The sequence below is a fragment of the Xenorhabdus vietnamensis genome (genome assembly GCF_002127535.1).
GTDB classification, from domain to species: domain Bacteria; phylum Pseudomonadota; class Gammaproteobacteria; order Enterobacterales; family Enterobacteriaceae; genus Xenorhabdus; species Xenorhabdus vietnamensis.
Genome location: NZ_MUBJ01000065.1, coordinates 1 through 2,457, shown reverse-complemented (window position 1 = coordinate 2,457; position 2,457 = coordinate 1). Strand labels below are relative to the sequence as shown.

The following is a 2,457-nucleotide window of genomic DNA, read 5'->3' as shown; positions in this document are numbered from 1 at the left end:
AACCCAGATACAGGTCATCGCTTCCGCGGTCAACCCGGCCGGCTCCGGCTTTGAACCCACCAATAAATCGATGGTGGCTGACGGTAAAACCCGGACGGTTATCCGCCTGAAACTGACCGACAAGGACGGCAAGCCGGTAACCGGTGCGGCAGGCAGCATCACACTGACCGATGATAAAACAAAACTGACCGGTGACGGCAACGATCCGGCGCTGGGGACGGAAGTGAAAGAAGTGCCGGCAGGCAGTGGGATTTATGAGGTGACTGCTACTGCGGGTACCAGGCACGGTAAATGGCAAATCACGCCCACGGTGGATGGTCATGCACTGGCCCCAACGGTCATCGACTTTGGTGATTCGCTGGCAAACATGATCGACACGGATAAGACGGAATTTAAACCGGAAAATGGCATGCTGAACAAGGAAGGTGACAGCACCGACATCATCCTGAATTTGAAAGACAAGGATGGCAACCCCATCACCGGTGCAACCGATAAAATCAAGCTGACCGATGACAAAAGCGAATTGTACGGCCAGAACCCCAACCCATCACTGGGCGAGATAAGGGAAGACCCGGCAGGCAGCGGGATTTACAAGGCCAAAGTGACCGCCGGCAAGAAAAAAGGCACCTGGAAAATCACCCCGACGGTAGACGGCAAGGCGCTGAAACCGACCATTATAAACTTTGGTCAGTCGCTGACAGAGATTGTCGATACCCGGGGCTCGCAGTTTACGCCCGCCACGAACGTTCTCGCCGCCGACAACGAGGACAGCACGGTACTGACACTTCATCTGAAAGATAACGCCGGCAATCCGATCCCGAACGCCAGGGACAGCATGACCTTTGAAGACAACGGCGATCAACTGGCCGGCGACGGCAAAAACAAACCGACCCTCGATAAGGTGTGGGAAGAGCCGGAAAGCAGCGGGATTTACAAAGTGAAGGTGAAAGCCGGTGATAAAACCGGGGCATGGAAAATCATTACCAAGATAGAGGGCAAGCCACTGGAAACCCCGACGGAAATCACCTTTGGTGCTTCAAAAGCCGATCTGGTTGATCTGGACAAATCTGAGTTTATTCCCGAAAAAGGCGAACTGCCCAATGAGGGTGACAAGACGGTCATTAAATTGAACCTGAAAGATATCAATGGTCACCCCATCACCGGTGCCGGGAACAGCATTAAGTTGATCGGGGATAACCACGAGCTGTATGGCAAAGGCAACATGCCTTCCTATGGGCAGGCCAAAGAAGTGCCGCCGGGCAGTGGACTCTATGAAGTGCCGGTCACCGCCGGCGCGAAAAAAGGCAAATGGACGCTAACACCGGAAGTGTTCGGCAAGCAGATGAAACGTCCTGCCACCATCACTTTTGGGCAATCACTGGCGGATATCCTCGATCCCAGCAGTCCCACTGTTGAACCGGCAGAGGGCAGTCATGCGCTGGCAGCCGATGGCGTTTCCACCAAAACCCTGCGGATTGCGTTGAAAGATAAACAGGGCAAGCCGGTCACCGGTGCAAAAGACAGCATCAAAGTCAATGCCACAGGGACATTGCAGGGGGAAGGCAAAGAGCCGCAAATCGGTGAAGTGAAAGAGGTGTCAGACGGCGTATACGAAGTGGTTGTCACCGCCGGGCAGAAAACCGGTAACTGGACACTGACCACCACCCTTGATGGCACGGACAGAAAGCAGGAGACGGTAATTGAGTTTGATGAAAACAAAGCGCCTAGCATCAGCAACCTGCAACTGGAAGGGGTGTTGCATGTCAAGGGGGTCCTGCATGCCGTCTATCAGTTTGATGCCAAAGAGGGCAATGCCACAGACCGTTCGTTCTATGTCTGGGGCGAGAAAGGCACCACGGCGAAACGGGTCGTTGCACTGGCAGATGCCGCAGGAACAAAAGAGCCAATAGAACGGGCACAGAAAAACGGTGAAGGCCGGGTGGCAGCCGGGGCGACAGATAAGGATAAGGTGAAGTACACCATTGAGAGCAGTGATATCGGTAAGGTACTGGAGGTGTCGGTACTGGCAGCGAACGAGGCCAATCTGCGGGCTAAAGCCCCGTTGACCACCGATGTGAGCGATCCGAACACCAATAAAGGCATTACCGGCGGTAACGGCAAGGGCGGCGTGGCAGATCCGAATGCCAAACCGGCTATCGACAAGATTGTCCTGAGCGGGGAGCTGGAAATCAATAAACCGCTGACGGCTGAGTACACCTTTAATGGTAACGGCGGGGATGCCACTGACCTCTCCCAATATGCCTGGCATGAAAAAGGCACTCCGGCGGCAACTTACCAGCCCGTACCGGACAACGGCAAGAATGCCCAGAACAAAACCGGCACCCTGAGCAAACAACTGGAACAGGCCGATGCAGGGAAAACCCTCGCGATCACCGTGAAGCCGGTTAACGGCAACAATGAAGCGGGTGATCCCAAAACGGTGGATACCGGCATGAC

1 protein-coding gene is annotated in these 2,457 nt (G+C 54.7%); it reads left to right on the top strand.

Annotation, left to right across the window (positions count from 1 at the left end):
* Positions 1-2,457: Ig-like domain-containing protein (locus tag Xvie_RS19995; protein WP_244175751.1), on the top strand; the 2,457-nt coding region annotated here is incomplete at both ends.